At 61.2% G+C, this 22,848-nt stretch carries 21 protein-coding genes and 1 tRNA gene; 10 read left to right on the forward strand and 12 right to left on the reverse strand.

The annotated features are described in order from the left end of the window. Positions 1–8: 8 nt before the first annotated feature. The 3 genes from NTD80_RS28460 to NTD80_RS28470 form a co-directional block, all read right to left on the reverse strand. On the reverse strand, positions 9–704 hold the full coding sequence (locus tag NTD80_RS28460; RefSeq protein WP_053253867.1) for an ABC transporter permease: 696 nt from the start codon (positions 702–704) through the stop codon (positions 9–11). A gap of 74 nt (positions 705–778) precedes the next feature. Then, positions 779–1,531, reverse strand: a complete 753-nt coding sequence (locus NTD80_RS28465) for an ABC transporter substrate-binding protein (protein WP_065899767.1) — start codon at positions 1,529–1,531, stop codon at positions 779–781. A 13-nt stretch (positions 1,532–1,544) separates the two neighbouring features. Beyond that, positions 1,545–2,318 (reverse strand): ABC transporter ATP-binding protein, encoded by a 774-nt coding sequence (locus NTD80_RS28470; protein WP_017138656.1) that lies wholly within the window; start codon positions 2,316–2,318, stop codon positions 1,545–1,547. Positions 2,319–2,872: 554 nt separating this feature from the next. On the opposite strand from NTD80_RS28470, the gene gabP reads away from it, so the two are divergent. Next, the gene (gabP, locus tag NTD80_RS28475) at positions 2,873–4,264 is read left to right on the forward strand and encodes a GABA permease (RefSeq protein WP_065899768.1); all 1,392 of its coding nucleotides are present in this window, start codon (positions 2,873–2,875) and stop codon (positions 4,262–4,264) included. A gap of 82 nt (positions 4,265–4,346) precedes the next feature. On the opposite strand, the gene NTD80_RS28480 is transcribed toward gabP, so the two are convergent. Continuing rightward, positions 4,347–4,754: a hypothetical protein gene (locus NTD80_RS28480; RefSeq protein WP_065899769.1), complete on the reverse strand. Its 408-nt coding sequence runs from the start codon at positions 4,752–4,754 to the stop codon at positions 4,347–4,349. A gap of 4 nt (positions 4,755–4,758) precedes the next feature. Then, on the reverse strand, positions 4,759–5,706 hold the full coding sequence (locus NTD80_RS28485; RefSeq protein ID WP_262135668.1) for an alpha/beta fold hydrolase: 948 nt from the start codon (positions 5,704–5,706) through the stop codon (positions 4,759–4,761). Positions 5,707–5,876: 170 nt separating this feature from the next. Between NTD80_RS28485 and NTD80_RS28490 the strand changes: the two genes are divergently transcribed. Next, a complete protein-coding gene (locus tag NTD80_RS28490; protein WP_262135669.1) occupies positions 5,877–6,842 on the forward strand; it encodes an arsenic resistance protein in 966 nt (321 codons plus the stop codon). An 87-nt stretch (positions 6,843–6,929) separates the two neighbouring features. Then, positions 6,930–8,534: an ArnT family glycosyltransferase gene (locus NTD80_RS28495; protein ID WP_262135670.1), complete on the forward strand. Its 1,605-nt coding sequence runs from the start codon at positions 6,930–6,932 to the stop codon at positions 8,532–8,534. Positions 8,535–8,672: 138 nt separating this feature from the next. Here NTD80_RS28495 and NTD80_RS28500 read toward each other — a convergent pair whose 3' ends face one another. The 5 genes from NTD80_RS28500 to NTD80_RS28520 form a co-directional block, all read right to left on the reverse strand. Then, positions 8,673–9,833, reverse strand: coding sequence for a Fic family protein (locus NTD80_RS28500; RefSeq protein WP_262135671.1), 1,161 nt, complete (start codon positions 9,831–9,833; stop codon positions 8,673–8,675). 486 nt (positions 9,834–10,319) lie between these two features. Then, a tRNA-Phe gene (locus tag NTD80_RS28505) sits at positions 10,320–10,395 on the reverse strand. 103 nt (positions 10,396–10,498) lie between these two features. Next, positions 10,499–10,771: an oxidative damage protection protein gene (locus tag NTD80_RS28510; RefSeq protein ID WP_065899778.1), complete on the reverse strand. Its 273-nt coding sequence runs from the start codon at positions 10,769–10,771 to the stop codon at positions 10,499–10,501. Continuing rightward, a complete protein-coding gene (gene mutY, locus NTD80_RS28515) occupies positions 10,768–11,835 on the reverse strand; it encodes an A/G-specific adenine glycosylase (protein ID WP_262135672.1) in 1,068 nt (355 codons plus the stop codon). Before mutY ends, NTD80_RS28510 begins: the two co-directional genes overlap by 4 nt. Continuing rightward, the gene (locus NTD80_RS28520; RefSeq protein WP_262135673.1) at positions 11,832–14,042 is read right to left on the reverse strand and encodes an AsmA family protein; all 2,211 of its coding nucleotides are present in this window, start codon (positions 14,040–14,042) and stop codon (positions 11,832–11,834) included. Before NTD80_RS28520 ends, mutY begins: the two co-directional genes overlap by 4 nt. 326 nt (positions 14,043–14,368) lie before the next feature. Here NTD80_RS28520 and NTD80_RS28525 point away from each other — a divergent pair, with 326 nt between their 5' ends. The 7 genes from NTD80_RS28525 (at position 14,369) to NTD80_RS28555 (ending at position 20,288) form a co-directional block, all read left to right on the forward strand. Beyond that, on the forward strand, positions 14,369–16,030 hold the full coding sequence (locus tag NTD80_RS28525; RefSeq protein WP_065899784.1) for an OFA family MFS transporter: 1,662 nt from the start codon (positions 14,369–14,371) through the stop codon (positions 16,028–16,030). A gap of 251 nt (positions 16,031–16,281) precedes the next feature. After that, the gene (gene hisB / locus NTD80_RS28530) at positions 16,282–16,875 is read left to right on the forward strand and encodes an imidazoleglycerol-phosphate dehydratase HisB (RefSeq protein ID WP_017849940.1); all 594 of its coding nucleotides are present in this window, start codon (positions 16,282–16,284) and stop codon (positions 16,873–16,875) included. Then, positions 16,875–17,513, forward strand: a complete 639-nt coding sequence (gene hisH, locus NTD80_RS28535) for an imidazole glycerol phosphate synthase subunit HisH (protein WP_145159878.1) — start codon at positions 16,875–16,877, stop codon at positions 17,511–17,513. Before hisB ends, hisH begins: the two co-directional genes overlap by 1 nt. Then, entirely contained in the window at positions 17,514–17,774 is a 261-nt protein-coding gene (locus NTD80_RS28540; protein WP_065899797.1) for a DUF2164 domain-containing protein, read from the forward strand. A gap of 92 nt (positions 17,775–17,866) precedes the next feature. Next, positions 17,867–18,616, forward strand: coding sequence for a 1-(5-phosphoribosyl)-5-[(5-phosphoribosylamino)methylideneamino]imidazole-4-carboxamide isomerase (gene hisA, locus NTD80_RS28545; protein WP_065899799.1), 750 nt, complete (start codon positions 17,867–17,869; stop codon positions 18,614–18,616). A gap of 79 nt (positions 18,617–18,695) precedes the next feature. Then, entirely contained in the window at positions 18,696–19,466 is a 771-nt protein-coding gene (hisF, locus tag NTD80_RS28550; protein ID WP_064450246.1) for an imidazole glycerol phosphate synthase subunit HisF, read from the forward strand. 66 nt (positions 19,467–19,532) lie between these two features. After that, positions 19,533–20,288 (forward strand): substrate-binding periplasmic protein, encoded by a 756-nt coding sequence (locus NTD80_RS28555; RefSeq protein WP_213550273.1) that lies wholly within the window; start codon positions 19,533–19,535, stop codon positions 20,286–20,288. Positions 20,289–20,732: 444 nt separating this feature from the next. Here the strand turns inward: NTD80_RS28555 and NTD80_RS28560 are convergent, their stop codons facing one another. Both NTD80_RS28560 and NTD80_RS28565 read right to left on the reverse strand, forming a co-directional pair. Continuing rightward, positions 20,733–21,506 carry a divergent polysaccharide deacetylase family protein gene (locus NTD80_RS28560; protein ID WP_120447417.1) on the reverse strand — a complete coding sequence of 258 codons (774 nt, stop codon included), beginning with the start codon at positions 21,504–21,506 and terminating at the stop codon, positions 20,733–20,735. A 1-nt stretch (position 21,507) separates the two neighbouring features. Beyond that, positions 21,508–22,824 carry a S41 family peptidase gene (locus NTD80_RS28565; protein WP_106805402.1) on the reverse strand — a complete coding sequence of 439 codons (1,317 nt, stop codon included), beginning with the start codon at positions 22,822–22,824 and terminating at the stop codon, positions 21,508–21,510. Between the last annotated feature and the right edge of the window lie 24 nt (positions 22,825–22,848).

The raw sequence follows: 22,848 nt of genomic DNA on the forward strand, positions 1-22,848 counted from the left end.
GTCGCCGCTCATTGGGTGCTCCTTGCAAAGCCGCGGGCGGCGCGTTTTTCCAGGAAGTGCATGCCGGTCATGGCCAGGACGGTGAGGCCCAGGTACATGAAGGCGGCCACCATGAAGAAGGTGAACGGCTGCTTGGTCACGGTCACGCCGATCTGCGCGTGGCGCATGATTTCTTCAAGGCCGATCACCGACACCAGCGCGGTGTCCTTCATCAGGATCATGAACAGGTTGCCCAGGCCCGGCAAAGCGATGCGCCACATCTGCGGCATGATCAGGCGAGTGAAGATGCGAAACTTCGACAGGCCCAATGCCACACCGGCTTCGCGGTGGCCCTTGGGAATGGCGAGGATCGCACCACGGAATACTTCCGTGGCGTAGGCACCAAAGCACAGGCCCAGGGCAATGACCCCGGCAGCAAAGGCACTTAAAGAAAGGTCGGGGTTGCCAAAGAACTCCCCCAGGGCACGCATCAGGTTGACCGTGCCGAAATAAATCAGCAGTACCCACAGCAACTCGGGAATACCGCGAACGATGGTCGAGTAAGCACCGCCAAGCCATTGCAGCGGCTTGTACGGGGACGTCTTGGCCAAGGCGCCGGCGAGGCCGAGCACCAGCCCCAGGCACAGGGCCGTGAGCGCCAGTTTGACGGTCATCAGCGCGCCAGCGGCGAGCGCCGGGCCGAATCCGTAGAGATCGAAATTCATGGTGTTTTCATATCGCGGCAGGCATTGCTGAAAGCCGGCGCGCCCGAGGGGGCGCGCCGGTCAGGCCGTTCAGATCATTCGATGCTGAACGGGAAGTACTTGTCGTTGATCTTCTTGTAGGTACCGTCAGCCTTGATCTCGGCCAGGGCTTTGTTCAGGCGCTCGCGCAGCGGGTCGCCCTTGCGTACGGCGATACCGATCTTGTCGCTTTCTACCACCGGGTCGCCCTTGAATTCATAGGCGGAACCGTCTTTGCTCTTGAGCCATTCGTACTGCACGTACTTGTCGGCGAGCATCCCGTCGAGGCGGCCGGACGTCAGGTCGAGGTAGGCGTTTTCCTGGGTGTCATAGAGCTTGGCGGTGGTTTCCGGCAGTTTGTCTTCCAGGTAGGTACCGGCCAACGTCGCGCGTTGTGCACCGATGACCTTGCCCTTCAGGTAAGCGGCGTCGGTCTTGAAGTCCGTCGTGGCTTTAGGGGCGATGAACTGCAGCTTGTTGGAGTAGTACGGGTCGGTGAAGTCGACGGCCTGCTTGCGCTCATCGGTGATCGACAGCGAGGACACCAGGAAGTCGAACTTCTTGGCGTTCAGGGCCGGGATGATGCCGTCCCAGTCGGACACATACACTTCGCACTTTTCGACTTTCATCTTGGCGCACAGGGCGTCGCCGATGTCCTTGTCGAAGCCGACCACGTTACCGCTGGCGTCTTTATTGTTGAACGGCGGGTAGGCCGCTTCGATCCCCATTTTCAAGGTTTCTGCCATGGCCGTGGCGCTGAACGCCATCGAGACGGCCGCGGCCAGAAGGAATTTTTTATAGTTCTGCATGCATGTTGCTCCGTTAGCGGTTGCTGGACATGAATTGTTTGCAGCGCGCCGAAAGCGGGTTTTCAAATACCTGCTGTGGCGATCCTTGCTCTTCGACCAGGCCCTGGTGCAGGAACACCACTTCACTGGACACCTGGCGGGCGAAGCCCATCTCATGGGTGACCAGCAGCATGGTGCGGCCTTCTTCGGCCAGCGCGCGGATCACATTAAGTACTTCCTGGACCATTTCCGGGTCAAGCGCGGATGTAGGCTCATCGAACAGGATGACTTTGGGCTGCATCGCCAGGGTGCGCGCGATGGCCGCCCGTTGTTGCTGGCCGCCGGACAATTGCGCGGGGTAGGCGTGGCGCTTGTCGCTGATGCCGACCTTGGCCAGCAAGGCTTCGGCGACTTCGATCGCCTCGGCCTTGCTCTGGCCGAGCACACGGCGGGGTGCCTCGATGATGTTGTCGAGGATGCTCATGTGCGGCCACAGGTTAAAGTTTTGAAACACAAAACCGATTTCGCTGCGCAGGCGATTGATCTGCTTGCCGTCGGCGGCCATCAGCTCGCCGTTTTTCGCGGCTTTGAGCTTGAGCTCTTCGCCGGCGACCAGGATTTGGCCCTGGTGCGGGTTTTCCAGCAGGTTGATGCAACGCAGGAACGTGGACTTGCCGGAACCGGAGGAACCCAGGATCGAGATCACGTCGCCGTCGCGAGCGGTCAGCGAGATACCTTTAAGTACCTCCAGCTCACCATAGCGTTTATGCAAGTTGCGGATTTCAAGCGCGGGCGCGGCCTCGGCCATGTGCGGTCCTCATTGTGTTCATTGCGTTCCTGCTGTTGGGCCGCCTTCCTGGCGAGGCGCCAAGCTAGCATAGCGCCTTGATGGCAGCCAACAGCGCGGCCGGCGGTAAACAGGCGGTGTGCGGCAGGGTGTCGCATCGGCACAGCAGCGTGTCGCGCCATCAACAACCGAACAACCGTTTGAACCTGTAAAACCGCAGGCTTCGCGTAAAAAAGGGCGCGATGGTGCCAGCTTTGGGCGGGTGTTGGAAGGGTTAACCGGGCAAACGGTGCTTATCAGCCCTTTTATGGAGCGTCACGTACTTTTTGTGTGTGTTTTTGGTGCGCTGGGTGGCCTTGGAAGTGAGTCGCACGGTAACGCTATAGCGGAATGCCATTGTTCTCAATGACTTGCGATTGCTGTCGAATCATCCTACAGCCCGCGCCAATCGCGCCCTTGTAACATTTTGGCGCAAATCTTGCGTAAAAAATAAAGAACGCCCTGTTGGTTTCTTTTCACGAGAAAGATTTCAGGCCGGGCGGACCGTTTTCGCAATTCCTCGTAAAGGTGTGTCAATGAGTAGTACGCAAAGCTCCAATGACCTCGAACAGGGGCTCAAACCGCGTCACGTCACCATGCTGTCGATTGCCGGCGTCATCGGTGCCGGTTTGTTTGTCGGCTCCGGCCACGCGATTGCTGCCGCCGGCCCTGCCGTACTGCTGGCCTACGCCGCTGCGGGGACGCTGGTGGTATTGGTGATGCGCATGCTCGCCGAAATGGCCGTAGCCTCGCCTGACACCGGTTCGTTCTCCACCTACGCCGACCGCGCGATCGGCCATTGGGCCGGTTTCACCATCGGCTGGTTGTACTGGTGGTTCTGGGTATTGGTCATCCCCTTGGAGGCCAACGCCGCAGCGACCATCCTGCATGCATGGTTCCCGGATGTGGCCATCTGGGCCTTTACGCTGATCATCACTTTGCTGCTGACGGCGACCAACCTGTTCAGCGTGAAGAACTACGGTGAGTTCGAGTTCTGGTTTGCGTTGATTAAAGTCGTGGCGATCGTGGGCTTTGTGATCCTCGGCCTCGCGGCGATTTTCGGCTTCCTGCCGACCAGCCAGGTCAGCGGCGTTTCGCACCTGTTCGACACCCAAGGCTTTATGCCTAACGGCATGGGCGCTGTCTTGGCTGCGATCCTGACCACCATGTTCTCCTTCATGGGCACCGAGATCGTCACCATCGCCGCCGCCGAATCGAAGAACCCAGGCCAGCAAATCACCAAGGCCACCAACTCGGTCATTTGGCGGATTGGTTTGTTCTACCTGTTGTCGATCTTCATCGTAGTGTCGCTGGTGCCATGGAACGATCCGACCCTGGCCGCCGTAGGTTCCTACCAGACCGTGCTGGAACGCATGGGCATCCCGAATGCCAAGCTGATCGTCGACCTGGTGGTCCTGGTCGCTGTGACCAGTTGCCTGAACTCGGCGTTGTACACCGCTTCGCGCATGCTGTTCTCGCTAGGTCGTCGCGGTGATGCACCGGCAGTCGCCAAGCGCACCAACAAGAGCGGCACGCCTTACTGGGCAGTGTTGCTGTCGACCGGCGCGGCGTTCCTGGCAGTGTTTGCCAACTACGTGGCCCCGGCGGCGGTGTTCGAGTTCCTGCTGGCCAGTTCCGGTGCCATCGCGTTGCTGGTGTACCTGGTGATTGCGGTATCGCAACTGCGCATGCGCCAGAAGCGCACGGCGGCGGGCGAGAAGATTGTGTTCAAGATGTGGCTGTTCCCAGGCCTGACCTACGCAGTGATGGTCTTCATCGTGGGCACGCTGACCATCATGCTGTTCCAGGAAGCGCACCGGGTCGAGATCATCGCGACCGGTATCCTCAGCTTGCTGGTGGTCGTGGCGGGGCTGTTTGTGTCGAGCCGTCGCAAGGCCCAGCGGGTAGGCGCTGCAGCACTTAGCTAGGTTGCACCAATGCCTGTAAGAGCCGGCTTGCCGGCGATGGCGTCTTCAAGGGCCCCATCGCCGGCAAGCCGGCTTTACAAAGTCAGAGTTGGGTCAGTGCCTGCGAGGCCGCGAGGTAATCCGCCTGGAACTGCGGCGATTCGATCCACGCCAGCGCAGCCGCTTCATCATCGGTGTCCGTGGCCCACTGCCGATATTCGATCAGTGCCGCCAGGATGAAGTCGGTGGCTTCCTCTTCGCCTTCCTGCTCCAGCACCAGCGCCAGCAACGGGTGCGCCAGGAACACTGCACACAATGCCTGCTGGCTGATCTCGCCGGCTGTGCGCATCTCGACGAACAGCTCAGTCAAATCCACCGATTCAAGGTCAATGCGGCTGTCATCGCCGGCAAACGCATCCGGCTTGCTCGCGACGGCGCGCTGGGTACGGTTCTGCTTGGCCTTGGCCTTTGCCCGTTGGGCGCGTTTTTGCTGCTTGTTTGGCGAGGCCATGGGCTCAACGTCCTGAGGATCTGGGATGAGTATTGAAGCGCAGGTTGGGGGGAATCCCAAGGGTATCTGCGGTTAATTCGCCGTTTTGCAGCCACGCCAATGCAATCGGCCACAGCCGATCCTGATACTCGCTGCGAAAGAACGCGAAATGTCCGACCTGTTTTTCGCCGATATCTTCAGGCGCAATCCGCAGGTGAGTGCGTTCGCTGCCGTCGAAGTAGTCCAGTAATCGCTCAATCGCCGGCACTGTGCCAAACGGATCATCGGTGATGCTGATCGCCAGGATCTGCGCGCTCACACGACTGAACGGCAAGCCCGCCAGCGCGCGACCGCTGGGCCGCGTTTCGTACCTGGGCGTCGGCGTGCTCCAGTCGCGTACCACGCCTGCCGGCGTGTCCTCCAGCCAGCCCAGCCGCTTGCCCGGGAAGTACCCGCACAGCGCGGTGACCAGCGGCATCACTACATGCCACTTGGCAAACATCCGCCAGCGCCCGCTCGCCTGGTAGTCGCGCCAGTAGGCGAACTGCGCGCCCACCGTGACGATCCGCCGGATCGCGGCCCCTGAGGCGGCGAGCCCTGCCGCACAACCGCCGAAGCTGTGGCCGACCACATCAATCGGCTGGCCCGGAAACTCCCGCTGCACCCGCTGCAGGATCGCCTCGAAATCCAGCGCGCCCCAATCCGACCACGAGGCCTTGAAGCCGCGCAATGAACCGCTGCGGGATTCGCCGATGCCTCGGTAGTCGTAGGTAATCACGTCGAAGCCGTGGGCGAACAGGTAATCGGCGAAGCGTGAGTAATGGCGGCAGCGCACCGAGGTGGCGGCGTTGATGATCACGGCGGGGCGCGCCAGGTCGGTTCGGACGTGGCGCCAGGTGAAGCCGCCGAGAAGGTGGCCGTCGGCAGCGGGCTCGCGGAATGCTTCTGGGGCAGGTCGGGTGGGCAGGTTCATAGGTCGACTCGATCCTTGCGCTTCGATGTAGGCTGGAAGGCCCATGCGCTTTTATAGTCAGCCGAAATTAACAAATTTCGCCCGGCACAGGCGCAGGAATTATTGCGATGCTCGACCTTATCCCCCGGGGTGCTTAGGCTTACGAACTTTTGATCAACCGGAGTCAGTCCATGACCCGCGACACCCTCGAGCACAACCAGATCCCGGTCTACTTCGTCGCCGTCATTCTGGCCGTCGCCTTCGGCCTGCTTGCGCCGTCCTGGGAGCATGGGCTGGGTGCGCTGGTCACGCCTGCCATCGCGGTCTTGATGTACGCCATGTTCCTGCAAATCCCTTTTCTGGATCTGCGTCAGGGCCTGGGCAACAGGCGCTTCCTCGGGGCGTTGCTGCTGGCCAATTTCATCCTGGTGCCGTTGCTGGTGTGGGCGTTGACGCGTGGCCTGGTGGAGCGCCCGGCGTTGCTGGTGGGCGCCTTGCTGGTGTTGCTCACGCCGTGTATCGACTACGTGGTGGTGTTCACCCACATCGGCAAAGGTGATGCGCGACTGATGCTGGCGGCGACGCCGGTGCTGTTGCTGCTGCAGTTGCTGCTGTTGCCGCTGTACCTGGGTTTCATGCTGGGCGCGCAGTCCGAGGTCGTGGTGGCGGCGGAGCCGTTTATCGAGGCGTTCCTGTGGTTGATTGTGCTGCCGATGGTGCTCGCGGTGATCACGACGTCGCTGGCGCGCAAGTCGGCGCTCATCAATGCCTGGAACAGCGCCTGGGCGTGGCTGCCGGTGCCGGCGATGGCAGCGGTGCTGTTGGTGGTGATCGGTTCGCAAATCACCTCGGTGGTGCGCGACATCAACCTGCTGCTGCCGGTGATCCCGGTGTATGTCGGCTTCCTGGTGCTGGCGCCGCTGATGGGCGCGCTGGCGGCGCGGCTGTTCGCGCTGCCGGCGGCAACGGCACGGGCGGTGACCTTCAGCGCGTCAACGCGTAATTCGCTGGTGGTGCTGCCCCTGGCGCTGGCCTTGCCGGAAGACGTGCGAGGGCTGGCGGCGACGGCGGTCATCCTGCAAACCCTGGTCGAACTGGTGGGTGAGCTGATTTACGTTAGGCTGATTCCCAAAGCGGTGTGGCCCGCAGGTCGGTAAAAGCGCAAATGTTCAGGTTTGTTCAGGCGCTATTCAGGGGCTCGCTCGGCAACATAGGTTGGCGCTCCCTACCTGACAGGTCTACTGATGGATCATCGCAACCGTTTTCGCATGGAATCCCTGGGCATTTTCCTGCTTGCCTTGTTGCTGTTTACCCTGGGCATCTGGGATCAGCAGCCGCAAGGATTTGACGGGCGTTGGGCGCTTTTCCTGCAGGAAATGTTTCGCCATGGCGCGAGTCTTTTCCCCACCACCTACGGGCAGCCCTACGCGGACTATCCCGGCACCGCGACGTTCTTCAGTTTTGTCTTCGCCCGGTTGTTCGGCGCGCCTAACCATCTGGCGAATATCCTGCCGACCGCGCTAGCCTCGGCCGGGGTGGTGGCGCTGATCTATCGCCTGCTGGTGCCGTACGGTCGCAGTTGGGCGCTGCTTACCGTGCTGTTGACCCTGCTGACGACCCAGTTGCTGGAGAAGTCGCGCTCGGTGTGCCTGGACCAAATGGTCGCGCTGTTGTGCCTGGGCAGTTTCTACTTGCTGCACAGCGGCGAGCGCCTCGGCTCGCGGTGGCGGCAACTCGCCGTGTTCCCGTTGTTCGTCCTCGGCTTTGCGATTCGCGGCCCGCTGGGCTTGATCGAAGTCTGCGGCGTGGTGTGCGTGTACTGGGCACTGGCCCGGCCTGGAGCGCGGGTCAGGCAGGTGTTGATTCACGGCATCGTCGGCCTGGTGTTGCTGGCGGCCTGCTGGTGGCTGCTGGTGAAACTCGCGCGCTTGAGTGGCGGCGATCCGTTTGCCGATGAGGTGTTCAAGATGCAGGTGGGCGGGCGCCTCGATGAAACCGGTGAGCCGTTCTATTTTTACTTCCAGCTGAGCTTGTACCGCTATTTCCCCGTGGTGCCCCTGGCGCTGGCCACACTGGTTGCCCTGCGCCAGCGCTGGGCGCAGCGCTTCGACGATGATGTGCAATTGGTCGTGCGGCTCGGCGCCTGCGGCTTGATGATCCTGCTCGGGTTGTCGGTGCCGCACTTCAAGCGCGCTTATTACATCCTGCCGATGGTGCCGATGTTTGCCGCTGTCGCGGCCTATGGGCTGCTCCAGGCGCAAGGATGGCTGATTGGCGTGCGCCGATGCTACGAGGGGCTCGTCGCGGCGCTGCCGGCGTTGTGCGTGGTTGTCGTGTTTGTCTGTCGGCATAGTTGGCAGAAACACGGTTACTGGCCGGGCGTCTCGCTGCCGTTGTTGATCGGTGGCTTGGTGATCCTGCAAGTCGCGGCCCTGCTTGCCTGGCGGCGAGCAGGGCGGCTGGTGTGGCTCAGCGTGTTCGCACTCGCGGCGCAGTGGCTGGTGCTGGTGACGGTAGTGGAGCCCGCCAAGGACCTGCAGTTCGACACCCGCCAGTTTGTCAGCCAGGTGGAAGCCCTGCGCGTGGCGCAACCGGGGCCGCTGGTATTTGTGAATCTCGGCCGGGACACCTGGGCAGTGCGCTACATGATGAACCTGGAGCATGACGAGCAGCCGTTGTTTGTCAGTAGCGCCGACGCTGCGCGGCTGGACACTCTGCCCCGCCCGGCGTGGGTCATTGTGGCGCGCAAGGAAACCGCGCTGCTCAAGGGCACGCCCCTGGAGCATCTGGCGCCAAGCTTTGAGGGGCGCTTGAACGACAATCCCCTGATGGTGTTTTTGTTGGAGTGAGTCAGTGACGGGCTATCCGCCTGCCGGTCACGTGAGGGGGCTGATCGGATGCACGAGCATGGCTCCCAGCCATCCGACCAAGAGCGGGTGGGTGGTGACGCTGATGTGGAATGGGGGCTCGGCGAGTAGCGACTTCGGTCATATATAGGGCTTATCCAGTTGCTCGGGGATGAAGCCTTCGTCGCGCAGAGATTTGATCACGCCCCTGATCAGATAGTTGTTGGAGAACCCGATGGTATATTGCCGCGCGCCTGGGTTTATGGGGCGCAGCATGCCTTGATCGACCAGTTTTTTTATCTGGTAGGTCCTTTGCGGGCTGGACAGTTTCGGGAGGGTCTCGGCGATGTCGCTCGACTTGACCACTTTCAGTTGTATGGTTGTACTCAGGATTCTCTCCTCGAGGGGGGTGATCCATCCGCGTTCCTTTGCCATTGAAACGGTGGGAGCGAGGATGTGCTTGGTCAGGTAGCCGTAGTCGGTGAGCCTGCTGACTTTTTCCAGTTCGTCCCTGATACCCGCGAGGACATACGTGCACCAGGCCTCAAGGCCGTCTTTGGTGCCTGTGTCTGCGGTGGAAAGCATCGCGTAATACTTTTCCCGATCGATGCAGAACACGGCCGTCGGGTTGAGTACTCGCCCTCCTGCGCTGACATTGAAACCGTACTTCATCAGCAGTGCGTAGGTTAGAAGGCGCACGACGCGGCCATTCCCGTTGCCGAAGGGGTGAATCCAGCCGAATCGATGATGAGCCAGTGCTACCTTCATCAGGTCATATTTGGGCGCATCTTGTTTATTGATGAAGGCGACCAGCTCTTGCATGTACCCCGGCACCATGACGGCATCCGGTGGAAGGTGATCTGACTGGGCAATCCGCACCCCCGCCTCACGGTACGCGCCTGGTGTGCGATCACCTTCACGTTGTAGTCCTTGAACCGTGATCGAGTGAAGTTCTCGGATGGCGAATTCGGTCAGGTCGGCACCTGGCTGTACGATGCTTTCGACGTAGTCCATGGCCTTTTCGATGTTTGCGATTTCACGCAACTGGTCGGAGCCTTCAGCTGTTCCATCAACTTTGCTTTCGATGTAATCGGCCAATGTGGTGTGGTTACCCTCAATACGAGCGGAACCCAAGCTTTCCAACGTGTGGAAGAGGTCTTTCAACTGAAAGAACACCGCAGGCGGTGTATCGCCGCCGAGTTGCAGGCGCCTCAGGTGTTCCAGTTCGCCCAGTACGTCAACCAGGCCCGAGTCGAACGAGGGATTCAAAAGCTCCAGATCGTGGTGAAGAAACTCGGCCATTTCAAAAAAATCTCTAATTGGATTTTGATTATCTCAAAAATAGGATGCCTTGGTGCCCGCAGATTAGGCTTTGAGGACCTCAATAGGTCCTGCGTTATCTCAAAATAGCAGTTCAGGTAAGTGAAAAATATCGGAAATGAAGTGGTGTTCAGCTTCGTCGCATTTTCGGATGTGGAAGCGTGCTTGAGATGAAAAGGTCGATTCTCATGGTAATCATGAGCATAGCCTCCGAACTGGGCCTTTTTGCGCTGTCGTGGAATCTGCAGGGGTGAACTCAAGTGCAGGTCGCAGGCCGCGGTCGGAAGAGGTCTGGATGACGGTGGTAAAGCGGCCCCCTTGCAGGGCGCATCAGGTCGGTGTCTCGCCAGCGAATGTGTTTGGGCTTATTGGGGGGGGGCGCTTAGAAATCGCAGGCAACAAAAAACCCGCACTAGGCGGGTTTCTTGTGTGTTTCAGATGATATTTGCACCACCTGAAACTTAATAGTGGTGCCCAGAGACGGAATCGAACCGCCGACACGGGGATTTTCAATCCCCTGCTCTACCGACTGAGCTATCTGGGCAACGGGGCGCATTAAACGGGTTTTTCAGGGGGTCGTCAAGCAAGTTTTCAAAAAATATTTAATTATTACCGTCGCTTACGTGCCGACCCCGGTTTTTGATCAATTATTGAGCAGGCGGCACGTAGCCGTCGGCCTTGGCGTAATCCTCGCCGGAAAAGAACTTGTCCATTTCGCCTGACAGGTATTTACGATCTTCGGCGTTCATCATGTTCAGGCGTTTTTCATTGATCAGCAGCGTCTGGTGTTTCAGCCAGTCGCCCCATGCCTGGGCGGAGATGTGATCGAAAATGTCCTGGCCTTTCGCACCTGGGTACGGAGGGCGTTCCAGGCCGGGCAATTGTTCTTTGTACTTGCGGCACATTACGGTGCGGGTCATGACGACACTCCTGCATTCAATACGTCGGCCGCGCGCTTCAGCAGTTTCTTGACCGGGGCGGCAAGGCCCAGGCGCGGCGGGGTGGCGAGGTTATACCAGAGCCAGTCGGCCTCGGCCACGTGATGGGCGGATTCCTCGACCTGGACCAGCCAGGGTTCGATGGCCAGCTGGAAGTGGCTGAAGGTGTGGATCAGCCCCGGCAGTTCCTGCTGTTTGCCCAGTGCCAGCGCGTGCTGGTGGGCGAGGTGTTCCAGGTCGGTGAGGTCGTCCAGCTCCGGCAAGCTCCACAAACCGCCCCACAGGCCGGTGGATGGGCGCCGGTAAAGCAGGATTTCGCCTTCGGCATTGGCCAGCAAGGGCATCAGCGTGCGCTTCTGCGGGATGCTCTTGCGCGGCTTGGGGATCGGGTAGCGCGTCTCCAGGCCGAGCATATGGGCTTCGCAGCCTTTTTCCAGAGGGCACAGCAGGCAACTGGGCTTGCTGCGGGTGCAGAGGGTGGCGCCCATGTCCATCATCGCCTGGGTGTAGGCGTTGACGCGGTCATGCGGAGTGAAGCGTTCTGCGGTGGCCCACAGCTGCTTCGCCACCTTGGGCTCGCCTGGATAGCCTTCCTGCGCGGTAAAGCGTGCCAGCACGCGCTTGACGTTGCCGTCGAGGATCGGCGCGCGCAGGCCCATGCTCAGGCTGGCAATTGCGCCGGCGGTGGACAGGCCGATACCCGGCAGTTCGGTGAGCTTTTCGACAGCCCGGGGAAACTCGCCGCCGTACTCGGCCACGACGATCTTCGCGGTCTTTTGCAGGTTGCGCGCCCGGGTGTAGTACCCCAGGCCGGTCCACAGGTGCAGCACTTCATCTTCCGGCGCGGCAGCCAGGGCCTCGACCGTTGGCAACGAGGCCATGAAGCGGTCGAAATAGTTGAGCACGGTGCTCACCTGGGTCTGCTGCAGCATGATCTCCGAGACCCACACCCGGTAAGGCGTGATGCCCTGTTGCCAGGGCAGGTCATGGCGACCGTGGCGGTCGTACCAGTTGAGTACGGCCTCTGAAAACTGCTCGTTTCTCATCGTTTGAACAGGCCTTTCAACGCGTCTTTCAACTGCGGGTTTACCTTGTCGAGTTTCTCTTCCAGCTTCTCGCTGAGCTTGTTGCCGGCTGCCTTGATCGCGACCTGGCTCAGGCCGTCCTTGTCCAGGCGGCAGGCCTTGGCGCCCAGTTCCAGCGGGCCACGGCAACGCAGCGGTACTTCGATGTTCTGGAAGTTGGAGCCGACCTGGCAGGCCGGGTCCGGCGTATCGCGCTGGTCGCCTTCGACGATGATGCCGACGCGGTAATCCATGCCGAGTACGCGCAAGTCGACGTCGCCGTTGCCGTTGACCGTCAACCCTGGAATGCGCACTTTCAGGTCGGGGTTGCTGGCCATGCCGTTACGGAATGTCAGGTTGCCGCGCAGCTCCTGGAAGGGCGTGTCCTTGCCCTGGGGCGTGCTGCTCAGGGTCTTGCGGTTGAGCAGGGCGATGCCGGTGCACAGTTGCTGTTCGAGGTTGGCGTTGAGCAGCACGCCGTTGTTGATCACAAAGCTGGCGGTACCGTTGAGGCTGTCGATCAGCGCCTTCTGGCTGTTGCCACGGCCGTTGAGGTTGCTGTCGAGAGTGATCTGGCCCTTGACCGGCGGGTTCTGCCCCTGGGCCTGCAGGATGCGTTCAACCGGCACCTGCTTGATATGCGTTTGCAGCGCGAGGACCGGGATGTCCTGGCGCACGTCGAGGTTGCCGTTGGCCTGGAACGTGCCGTTGTAGAGACCGCCGCTGAGGGTGTCCAGCTTGAGTTGGCCGTCGACGCCGGAGGCTTTCAGTGCCGCGTTCTGGATCGGCAGCTTGCTCAGCGTCAGCTGGCCGAAGGCGAGGTCGGCGTCTATGTCCAGGGTGCGCAGGTGCGTCAGCGGCAGCAGCTTGTCGGTGCTCCAGGCGCCTTTGGTGGGCGCGTCCGGCAGCGGTGTAGTGCCACCGGCGGCCATGGCCCCGGCTTCGCTGTTCTGCACTTCGGCCTGGCGGGCGGCGCTCGCGCCTTTGGCGGAATCGGACTTGGCCGGCAGGTAGTTGTCAGCGTTGAAGGTGTCGCCCTTGAGCTGAACCCGCAGCGACTGCTTGGCGAAATCGTCCACGGCAACGCGGCCGGTGAAGGTGCTGCCGTCGAGTTTCAGGTTCAGGTCTTCCAGCGCCACGCTGTTTGGCGTGCCCTTGAGGCGGCTGACCAGCTCGACCTTGCTCAGGCTGCCGTCCGCCATCGGCGGCAACGGGTGGCCGACGCTGTCGAGGAACTTGGCCAGGTCAAACTGGGCAATGGACAGCGCGCCGCTGAATTGCGGGGTCTTGTCCAGGTCATTGACCTTCAGCTCGCCCAAGGCGCGCAGCTGGTTGGCCGACAGCTTCAGGTTGGTCCACTCGGCGATATTCGCCGCCTGGTCCACCAGCAACTGGCCCTGGGTGGAGAAGGTCACTGTCTTGCCTTGCAGCGGCTCGCCCGTGGCTTCTCCGGTGATTTTCATGTCCTCGAACTGGTAGCGCTTGAGGGCGCGCTGGATGCGCAGGTTGCCGTTGAGCTCGGTCTTGACGCGCATCACCGGCTGGTTGCTGCCGAAGAAGGCGGTGAGCTTCACCGGAATGCTCGCGCCTTCGTGCACGGCACCGGCGCTCAATTGGATGCTTTCGGCGCTGAACTGCTTGCCGGTCTGTTCATCGTTGTATTCGACGCGGGCGTTGTTGACCGTCAGGCTGTCGATATCCAGGCGGATCGGCTTTGACGGTTTTTCCGGCTCGGTCTCGGCAGGTTGCTCGGTCGGTGCGGGTGCGCCGGTGCTGGCCGACGACACGTTCTTGCCGATGTCTTCCCAGTTGCCGTGGCCTTGCTTGTCGCGGGTCAGGCGCAGATTGAGGCCTTCGACACGCACGTCGCTCATCTGGACTTCGCGGCGCAGCAGCGGCAGCACGCGCACCGACAGGCCCAGCATCTGCAGGTCTGCGAACGGCTGAGTCGGGTTGGTCAGGGTCGCGACGCTGGCTTCGTGCAGTTCAAGGCCGAGCCAGGGGAACAAACTCCAGCCGATATCGCCATTGAGCGTCAGCTCGATGTGGGCCTTGTCGCGGGCTATCTGGCGAATCTCGTCTTTATAGTCGTTGGGATCGAAGAGATGGGTCAGGGCAAAGCCCAGAGCCACAATGATCAGCAACAGCCCGAGAAGTACCAGACCCAGGATTTTGCCGAACGCTTTCATGGGCGAGTCCTTGTATGTCGATTTCAAAATTTAGCCGCAGAGTATAACGCCCGACGGCCCGCGTCAGTTCGCGGATCGTTACATTGTATCCAGGGGCGCGGGAACGGGTTTCTGGCGTCAAACAAAACAGATTTCCTGAAAAAGGTGATATCAGTTTGGTTTTTCTGTCATCCACAGGTGCTAATCTGCGCAGGTTCGTCTGCCTTCTGCGACACAACGTCGCGCTTAAAAGGAGCTTTACTCAACAACAACGGCCAACGCTTTGCGTGCAAGGCCGAGGGAGAGAGCGCCTGACGGACACATACTAACAACTGGGGGAAACACCAATGAGCACTAGCACTGCAGCAGGTCATACTGCCGCACAGCCTGCGTTCCTGTCCAAGGAGCGCATTATCGCCAAGCCCGGGTTCAACCGCTGGCTGGTTCCACCGGCCGCCCTGGCCATCCACTTGTGCATCGGCATGGCCTACGGTTTCTCGGTGTTCTGGCTGCCACTGTCCAAGGCACTGGGCATCACCAAACCGGTCGCCTGTGCGCCGGACATGGGGTTCATCGCCCAAGTCTTCTCGTCCCAATGCGACTGGCCCATCTCCATGCTGGGCTGGATCTACACCCTGTTCTTCATTTTCCTGGGCTGCTCGGCAGCGATCTGGGGCGGCTGGCTGGAACATGCCGGGCCTCGTAAAGCCGGGGTTGTATCGGCCCTGTGCTGGTGTGGCGGCCTGTTGATCTCGGCGCTGGGTATCTATACCCACCAGATCTGGCTGATGTGGATCGGCTCCGGGGTCATTGGCGGTATCGGCCTGGGCCTGGGCTATATCTCGCCGGTGTCGACCCTGATCAAGTGGTTCCCGGACAAGCGCGGCATGGCCACCGGCATGGCGATCATGGGCTTCGGCGGCGGCGCAATGGTTGGCGCTCCCCTGGCGGCAGCGCTGATGGGCCACTTTGCCACGCCGACCAGCGTGGGCGTGTGGCAGAGCTTTGTGGTCATGGCGGCGATTTACTTCGTGTTCATGATCGCCGGCGCGCTGCTGTACCGCGTTCCGCCGACCGGCTGGAAGCCTGAGGGCTGGACCGCGCCAGCGAAAAAAGCCAGCAACGCGATGATCACCCACCGTCACGTGCACGTGAATGTGGCGTGGAAAACCCCGCAATTTCGCCTGGTGTGGCTGGTGCTGTGCCTGAACGTGTCCGCAGGTATCGGCATCCTCGGCATGGCTTCGCCACTGCTGCAGGAAGTCTTCGGCGGCAAGTTGCTGGGTGTGGACGTGCCATTCGGCCAGCTTGATGCCGGTCAGTTGGCTTCAATTGCGGCAATTGCCGCGGGCTTCACCGGTCTGTTGAGCCTGTTCAACATCGGTGGTCGGTTCTTCTGGGCGTCGTTCTCCGACTACCTGGGGCGTAAAAACACCTACTTCGTGTTCTTCGCCCTGGGCTTTGCCCTGTACGCGCTGATCCCGAACCTGGGGCACCTGGGCAACGTGGCGCTGTTCGTGGCCGCGTTCTGCATCATCCTGTCGATGTACGGCGGTGGTTTTGCGACCGTCCCGGCTTACCTGGCCGACCTGTTCGGCACCCAGATGGTCGGCGCGATCCACGGTCGCCTGCTGACCGCCTGGGCCGCTGCGGGCGTACTCGGCCCGGTGTTGGTGAACTACCTGCGTGAGTACCAGTTGAGCATCGGCGTGGATCGCGCTGCGGCCTACGACATCACCTTGTACATCCTCGCGGGGCTGCTGGTGCTGGGTTTCCTCTGCAACCTGCTGGTGCGTCCGGTGGCCGACAAGTACTTCATGACCGATGCCGAACTGGCCGCCGAACAGGCGCTGGGTCATGACAAAGGTACCGATGCCTCTACGTCGCTGGAGTGGAAGGCGTCTGCGGGCAGCAAGCCGTTGGCGATCGCCGCCTGGCTGGTGGTGGGTATTCCGTTGGCGTGGGGTGTGTGGGTGACCCTGCAGAAGACCGCGGTACTGTTCCACTAACACCGCAAAAATTTTGTGGGCGCGGTTCCTGTGGGAGCCGGGCTTGCCCGCGATGGCATCACCTCGGTGCAACTGAAAAGCCGAGGTGTCTGCATCGCAGGCAAGCCAGCTCCCACAAAAGCTGGTTCTTACCTGTATGCACATGTCTATCGTCGACACTCCATCAGTCTTATCCCCTCCGATGTTTCTGTTTAGCGCCCGCGCCCCTATAATGGCTGCCTTTTTCGCCCAATGATTTTGCGGAGCTGGTGATGGCCGAACGTAAGGCGTCCGTCGAGCGCGACACTCTGGAAACCCAGATCAAAGCCTCGATCAACCTGGATGGCACCGGAAAGGCCCGATTTGATATCGGTGTACCTTTTCTTGAGCACATGCTGGACCAGATCGCCCGTCACGGGCTGATCGACCTGGATATCGTCAGCAAGGGCGACCTGCATATCGACGACCACCATACGGTGGAAGACGTAGGCATCACCCTGGGCCAGGCATTTGCCAAGGCCATCGGCGACAAGAAAGGCATCCGTCGCTACGGCCACGCCTATGTCCCGCTGGACGAAGCGTTGTCGCGCGTGGTCATCGACTTCTCCGGCCGCCCTGGCCTGCAGATGCATGTGCCCTATACCCGCGCCACCGTAGGCGGGTTTGACGTTGACCTGTTCCAGGAATTCTTCCAGGGCTTCGTCAACCACGCACTGGTCAGCCTGCACATCGACAACCTGCGCGGCACCAACACCCACCACCAGATCGAAACCGTGTTCAAGGCTTTCGGCCGCGCGCTGCGCATGGCTGTCGAGCTTGATGAACGCATGGCCGGGCAAATGCCATCGACCAAGGGCGTCCTGTAATGCAGACGGTCGCGGTTATCGATTACGGCATGGGTAACCTGCACTCGGTGGCCAAGGCCCTCGAGCACGTCGGTGCCGGCAAGGTGCTGATCACCAGCGATGCCAACGTGATTCGCGAAGCCGATCGCGTGGTGTTCCCGGGCGTCGGCGCGATTCGCGATTGCATGGCCGAGATCCGTCGCCTGGGCTTTGACAGCCTGGTGCGCGAAGTCAGCCAGGATCGCCCGTTCCTCGGCATCTGCGTGGGCATGCAAGCCTTGCTCGACAGCAGTGAGGAGAACGACGGCGTCGACTGCATCGGCCTGTTCCCAGGCCAGGTGAAGTTCTTCGGCAAAGACCTGCACGAAGACGGCGAACACCTGAAGGTCCCGCACATGGGCTGGAACGAAGTGCGTCGTACCGTCGACCACCCGTTGTGGCACGAAATTCCTGACATGGCGCGTTTCTACTTCGTGCACAGCTACTACATCGCCGCCGGTAATCCGCGCCAGGTGGTGGGTGGCGGGCATTATGGCGTCGACTTCGCCGCCGCGCTGGCCGAGGGCTCGCGGTTTGCCGTGCAGTTCCACCCGGAGAAGAGCCATACCCATGGCCTGCAGTTGCTGCAGAACTTCGCCGCCTGGGACGGTCGCTGGTAAATGGCCAAGAAGCCGAAGCTGCCGGTGCTCAACCTCACGCCTGAGCAGGAGGGTGAGGCGATCCTCAAGATCAAGCGCTTCATGGAAGACCGTTTCGAGCTCAAGCTGGGCTCGTTCGAGGTCGCCGAGATCCTTGAGTTGTTCACCACCGAAGTGGCTCCGCACTATTACAACAGGGCGATTTTCGACACGCAGACGCTCCTTAAAGAAAGGTTCGAAAGCATCGAAAGCGACCTGTGGTCGCTTGAAAAGAGCAGCTGAGAGCGTCAGGCGCCAAGCTGCAAGAATTGATACGCGTGCTTGCTTGCAGCTTATAGCTCGCAACTCGCAACTCTTTTGACGAAGGAAAAAGCATGCTGATTATCCCCGCTATCGATCTCAAGGACGGCGCTTGTGTACGCCTGCGCCAGGGCCGCATGGAAGACTCCACCGTGTTCTCCGATGACCCGGTGAGCATGGCTGCCAAATGGGTGGAAGGTGGCTGCCGTCGTCTGCATCTGGTGGACTTGAACGGCGCCTTCGAAGGCCAGCCCGTCAATGGCGAAGTAGTGACCGCGATCGCCAAGCGCTACCCGAACCTGCCGATCCAGATCGGCGGCGGTATCCGCTCCCTGGAAACCATCGAGCACTACGTCAAGGCGGGCGTGAGCTACGTGATCATCGGCACCAAGGCCGTGAAGGATCCGGCGTTCGTCGCCGAAGCCTGCCGCGCGTTCCCGGGCAAGGTGATCGTGGGCCTGGACGCCAAGGACGGTTTCGTCGCCACCGACGGCTGGGCTGAAATCAGCACCGTGCAGGTGATCGACCTGGCCAAACAGTTCGAAGCCGACGGCGTGTCTGCCATCGTTTATACCGACATCGCCAAAGACGGCATGATGCAGGGCTGCAACGTGCCGTTTACCGCGGCACTGGCGGCGGCCACCAAGATCCCGGTGATCGCCTCCGGCGGTATTCACAACCTGGGCGACATCAAGTCGCTGCTGGACGCCAAGGCTCCCGGGATCATCGGCGCCATCACCGGCCGCGCGATCTACGAAGGTACTTTGGACGTCGCCGAAGCCCAGGCTTACTGCGATGCCTACGCGAACAGCTCCAAGTCGTAAGCTGAAAGCTGCAAGTCAAAGCACACCTGCTCCAGCTTGCCGCTTGTAGCTTGAAGCTTCTTAATCGGAGATTAAGTCAATGGCTTTAGCCAGACGCATCATCCCTTGCCTGGACGTCGACAACGGTCGCGTGGTCAAGGGCGTCAAGTTCGAGAACATCCGTGATGCCGGCGACCCGGTGGAAATCGCGCGTCGCTATGACGAGCAAGGTGCCGACGAGATTACCTTCCTCGACATCACCGCCAGCGTCGACGGCCGCGACACCACGCTGCATACCGTCGAGCGCATGGCCAGCCAGGTGTTCATCCCGCTGACCGTGGGCGGCGGCGTGCGTACCGTGCAAGACATCCGCAACCTGCTCAATGCGGGCGCGGACAAGGTCTCGATCAACACCGCTGCGGTGTTCAACCCGGAGTTCGTCGGCGAAGCCGCGCAGCACTTCGGCTCGCAGTGCATCGTGGTCGCCATTGATGCGAAGAAAGTCTCTGGCCCGGGCGAAACCCCGCGTTGGGAGATCTTCACTCATGGCGGTCGCAAGCCGACCGGCCTGGACGCGGTGGAGTGGGCGATGAAGATGGAAGGCCTGGGCGCCGGTGAAATCCTGCTGACCAGCATGGACCAGGACGGCATGAAAAATGGCTTCGACCTGGGCGTGACGCGCGCCATCAGCGACGCGCTGGGCATCCCGGTGATCGCTTCCGGCGGCGTCGGCAACCTGCAGCACCTGGCTGACGGCGTGATCGAAGGCCACGCCAGCGCGGTGCTGGCGGCGAGTATTTTCCACTTTGGCGAATACACCGTTCCCGAGGCCAAGGCCTACATGGCAGCGCGCGGTATCGTCGTTCGCTAAACGTTGCTGGACACCATGGCGGGCGCGCGGCACTCTCTGCGCTTGCCATGGATTCCGGTAGCCTTCATGTTCAAGACCCTGCTGCTCGCCCTCGCCAGTACTTCCCTTTTGTTGGCAGGTTCGGCCCACGCCGAAGAACCGTCTGACGCCGCCCTGGTGTTGCTGACGGAAAATTTCCCGCCCTACAACATGGCCAAGAACGGCAAGAACTTCGCCAAGGAAGAAAACATCGAAGGCATCGCCGTGGACATCGTCCGCGAGACCTTCAAGCGCGCCGGCATTTCCTACAACCTCACGCTGCGTTTTCCTTGGGAACGAATCTACAAACTCGCCCTGGAAAAGCCTGGCTACGGGGTATTCGTGATGGCGCGACTGCCGGACCGCGAAGCGCTGTTCAAGTGGGTCGGCCCGATCGGCCCGGATGATTGGGTGATGCTGGCCAAGGCTGACAGCAAGATCCAACTGGCCGACCTGGAGCACGCGCGCCGCTACAAGATCGGCGCCTACAAGGGTGATGCGATCGCCGAGACCCTTGAGAAACAGGGGCTCAACCCGCTGGTGGTACTGCGCGACCAGGACAACGCGCAAAAGCTCATGGATGGCCAGATCGACCTCTGGGCCACCGGTGATCCTGCCGGGCGTTACCTGGCGCGTCAGGTCGGTGTGACCGGGCTCAAGACCGTACTGCGGTTCAACAGTGCGCAGCTTTACCTCGCGTTGAACAAGGAGGTCCCGGACGAGCTGGTGGCCAAGCTGCAGGCCGCGCTGGACCAGTTGCGTAAAGACGGCGTCGTCGACCAGATCATGGCGAACTATCTTTAACTGGCGAGCACTTCTATGGGAGCAGGCAAGCCAGTCTCCCACCGACTGCGCTACACAATCAGCGGCCTAAACACGCCCAAAAATGTGGGAGCGGGCTTGCTCGCGAAAGCGCCGGGTCAGTCACTGAAGCTACTGACTGATGCCCCGCTATCGCTGGCAAACCAGGCTCCCACCGACTGCGCTACCCAATCAGCAGGCTAAACACGCCCAAAAAATGTGGGAGCGGGCTTGCCCGCGAAAGCGCCGGCTCAGTCACTGAAGCTGCTGACTGATGCCCCGCCATCGCAGGCAAACCAGGCTCCCACCGACTGCGCTACCCAATCAGCGGCCTAAACACGCCCAAAAATGTGGGAGCGGGCTTGCCCGCGAAAGCGCCGGCTCAGTCACTGAAGCTGCTGAATGATGCACCGCTATCACTGGCAAACCAGCCCCAACAATGAATCGTCAGCGGTAAATACCATTCTTGCCGTGCCCGGCCATCGCCTGGTTACCGCGCACGCTGATCATCAGCTTGATATCAATCCAGTCGACCCCCTGGGCCTTGAGCTTGGGTAGCTCGCGCTCCAGCACCGCCAGGGTCTGTGGATAAGGGTGGCCGATCATCACCGCCGAACCCTGTTTGTGCGCCAGCTTGATCGCGGTTTGCAGTTGCGTGGTGATTGCTGCTTCGGTGCGTTCATCATCGAGGAACACGTCTCGCGAGACATGCGCCAGGCCGATCTTCTGTGCTTCGGCGGCGGCGACGGTTTGTGCGCTGGTGCGGCTGTCGACGAAGAATTTGTTGCGCCGCTGCAGCTCGGCCATCAACCAGGCCATGGCGGCCGGCTGGGCGGTCATGCGACTGCCCATGTGGTTGTTGATACCGGCGGTGTACGGCACGGCCTTGAAGGCGGCGTCCAGGCGCTTGCCGAGTTCTTCGATGGGCAGCTCGGGGTGCCAGGCGAACGGGCCGGTGGCCGGGTCCATGGGCATGTGCAGGATCACGATCTTGCCAGCCTTGTGCGCTTCACGGGCGAATTCGGCGGCGTGGGGCGTGTCGGGCATGACCGCGGTGGTGACCGGCCCAGGCAGGGCCAGCACGCGACGATCCCGGGCCAGGTTTTGCCCGAGGTCGTCGATGATGAGGGTCAGGTAGGCTTTGTGGGGCTCGCTGGCGGGAGCCGCGTGAGCGACTCCCGCCAGGCTGCACAGCACAGCGAGGATCAGGGCAAAACGCATATCAACGGCTGCGTGTGATGCTCAGGCCCTTGAGCAGGCTCAGCGCCTGGGCCAACTGGTAATCGTCGTCCTGCGGCATCGGCTTGGCTTTGGCGCCGCTGCCGGTTGGCTGGTCGGCGCCGCCGTTGCCATTGCCCAGGTGACCTTGCAGGTCAGCCTCTTTGTAGTACTCGCTGTCGATCTCGTTGGTGATCTTGGCCTTGCGCACTTCGATGTCGGGCACGATGCCCTGGGCCTGGATCGAACGACCATTCGGCGTGTAGTACAGCGCGGTGGTGATTTTCAGCGCACGGTCATTGTTCAGCGGCAGCACGGTTTGCACCGAGCCTTTGCCGAAGCTGGTGGTGCCCATCAGCACGCCGCGCTTCTGGTCCTGCAGGGCGCCGGCGACGATTTCCGATGCCGAGGCGCTGCCGCCGTTGATCAGCACGGCCAGTGGAACGTTTTCGCTGAGGTCGTTGCCGGTCGCCGAGAAGCGCAACTCGGAGTTGGCGATACGGCCCTTGGTGTAGACGATCAGGCCTTTGGTGATGAAATGGTCGACCACTTCCACCGCCGACTGCAGCACGCCGCCGGGGTTGTTGCGCAGGTCGAGCACGATACCGCTGAGTTTCTTGCCGTTGTCCTTGCGCAGCTTGGCCAGGGCCTTGGCCACTTCGTCGCCGGTCTTGACCTGGAACTGGGTGATACGGATGTAGCCGTAGCCCGACTCCAGCAGCTGGCTCTTCACGCTCTTGACCACGATGGTGGCACGGGTCAGGGTCACGTCGAACGGGTTGCCGCCGTCGCGTACCAGGGTCAGGGTGATTTTCTGGCCGATCTTGCCGCGCATCTTGTCGACGGCTTCGGTCATGGTCTGGCCGCGGGTCGGCTGGCCGTTGATCTTGACGATAAAGTCGCCGGCCTGGATGCCGGCCTTGGACGCCGGGGTATCATCGATCGGCGAGACCACCTTGATATTGCCGTCTTCGGAGCCGACTTCAATGCCCAGGCCGCCGAATTCACCGCTGGTGCTTTCCTGCAGCTCGGCGAAATCTTCCGGGCCCAGGTAAGCGGAGTGCGGGTCGAGGTTGCTGAGCATGCCCTTGATGGCATTTTCCAGCAGGGTCTTGTCGTCTACGGGTTCGACATAAGCGGCCTTGATCCGGTCCATGACCTCGGCAAAGGTGCGCAATTCGTCCAGCGGCAACGGTGCCTTGGTGGTCGCGGCCGAGGCGGCGGGTGCAGCCGGGGCAGCCTGGTCGGCGAAAGCCAGGGGCGCGCCGATCACCAGGGCGATCGTCAGGGCCAGCGAAGTGAGGCGGGACAAATGCAGCATGTCGAACGAACTCCTAATGTAGAT

The organism is Pseudomonas sp. 13B_2.1_Bac1 (genome assembly GCF_025466155.1).
GTDB lineage: Bacteria > Pseudomonadota > Gammaproteobacteria > Pseudomonadales > Pseudomonadaceae > Aquipseudomonas > Aquipseudomonas aylmerensis.